2 protein-coding genes are annotated in these 1810 nt (G+C 47.5%); both read right to left on the reverse strand.

Translation table 11 applies throughout. The features are described from left to right. A partial coding sequence (locus ONB24_14995) for a Wzz/FepE/Etk N-terminal domain-containing protein (protein MDZ7317417.1) occupies nucleotides 1-476 on the reverse strand: 476 nt, incomplete at its 3' end. 398 nt (nucleotides 477-874) lie between these two features. Then, a partial coding sequence (locus ONB24_15000) for an MFS transporter (protein ID MDZ7317418.1) occupies nucleotides 875-1810 on the reverse strand: 936 nt, incomplete at its 5' end.

Below are 1810 nucleotides of genomic sequence, written 5' to 3' on the forward strand. Positions count from 1 at the left end.
ACGGCAAATCGATAGGCAATCGTCGGGTGAGGAGCTTCGACCGACAAACTGTAAAGAAGTTCGCCTTGTTCGTTGCCCGTAAGCCGCAGATTGGCAAATAGAGAAGGCAAAAGGGAAGCATCGAACTCGCGGCAGGCCGTAAGCGCACTGTCCTTCACGGCTGCTTGACTAACGCGATCGTAAAATGTCTTGCTTCTCAGCAGAGTTTCGTAAAAAGCCAAAGGCCGCGTCTGCCGCATCATATAGTAATAAGCGGCCGGATTTTTATACAGCGCACTCTTGGCGTCTATACTTTCCAGAATAAAGGTGGAACTCGAAACATAGACCGGTGGACGCGTCAGCAGGTAAATTAAGGAGGAAATGAAGACAAGAAAAAATACGCCAATAATAATCCATTTACGACGAACCGCTAGAGCCCAATAATCCTGAAGTCCCCATTCCTTATCATCCGATGGTTTTGTATAATCCAAACTCACGTGACGCCTCATTACTGTCCGAACATTGATGCCGGTACCGCCGCTTTTTTACATTCATGCCGGTGTAGAATCATGAACGGCACACAGTTTTAACAAACAAAGTTGATGTTTTATTTTATGCAAACAATATACCACCTTCACATTCCGGCAGAAGCGGCTTTGCTGCAAAGGACTAGTTATTACATACTGTTTTTCAAAGCGGGTGCGTAATTTAAACTTTGGCCGTTAGCTTAGACTTTTCAATAAGCTGCCGTCATGTAACAAATATTTGACAAATGCCGAGAGTTCTGCGACAATTTCCTTTGCGGGCCAGAGTGATCAGAAACGGTGCAGGTGTTCCAGCGTGGATCAATTGAGGGAAAGGAGCCGGAAATTTAAACTCCGGCTCCCAAGTACTCTCAAGACTCTGATTCGAATTGCAGCTTTTCCTTAAATGTGAGTACGAAAGCCGCGGCACAAAGAATCGTCAATACAAACGGTACTAGAAAAACGCCGGTCCAGTTGGTATCAACGATGGCTCCTTGCCCGTCGAAGGTCGAAAAAAGGTTTTGGATCCAACCGGCGAAAAAGCTGCCGAGATACATACCCAAGCCGATAGTGACAAGGAAAATAAGGCTCTGCGCAGAAGCGCGGATATCTTTCGGCGCAACCGTATCGACATAGATCTGTGAAGCGGTAAAAAAGAAGACGTAACAAAAGCCGTGAAGCGCCAAGGAAGCGATGACCAGCCATTTGGGGGCGCCGATTGCAAAGATGAGATATCGCAGAGGCCATGCCAAAATACCGAGGGTTAGGGTCTTACGAATGCCGTACTTGGGAAGGAAATAAGGCAACAATAGCGCCATCACCAGAATTTCCGCAGCCTGCGCAATGACCATCACGCCGCTCAAAGCCTCGTTGGTGACGCCGATTTTAGACGAAACCAAAAACGGCCCGGTCAAGACATAGTAGAACATAAGCTCTGTGGAAACGACAAAGTTAATGATGATAAAAACGGCAAAGTTGGAGTTTTTAAGCATCTTGATCGCCGCCAGGAATGCCAAAGGATTGGTTTTATCCTTGCTGGGCGGCGTGTTCGGCAGCGTAAATGCATAGAGACCGGCGATCAGCGACATGATGCCGGCAAGAATCATCACATCGCCTTTGACGCTGATCAGGTAGCGCAAACCGGAAAGAGTTAGTCCGATGGCGATCCAGCCGATGGTGCCGCCGACGCGGACAAAACCGAACTCTTTTTCCGAATCCTTCAGATTTCGGAAAGCAATCGTGTTCGTCAATGCCAAAGTCGGGGCATAAATCAAACAATAGATGAAAAAGATCCAAACCAGCGATCG

Source organism: candidate division KSB1 bacterium, from assembly GCA_034505495.1.
Taxonomy (GTDB): Bacteria; Zhuqueibacterota; Zhuqueibacteria; order Residuimicrobiales; family Krinioviventaceae; genus Fontimicrobium_A.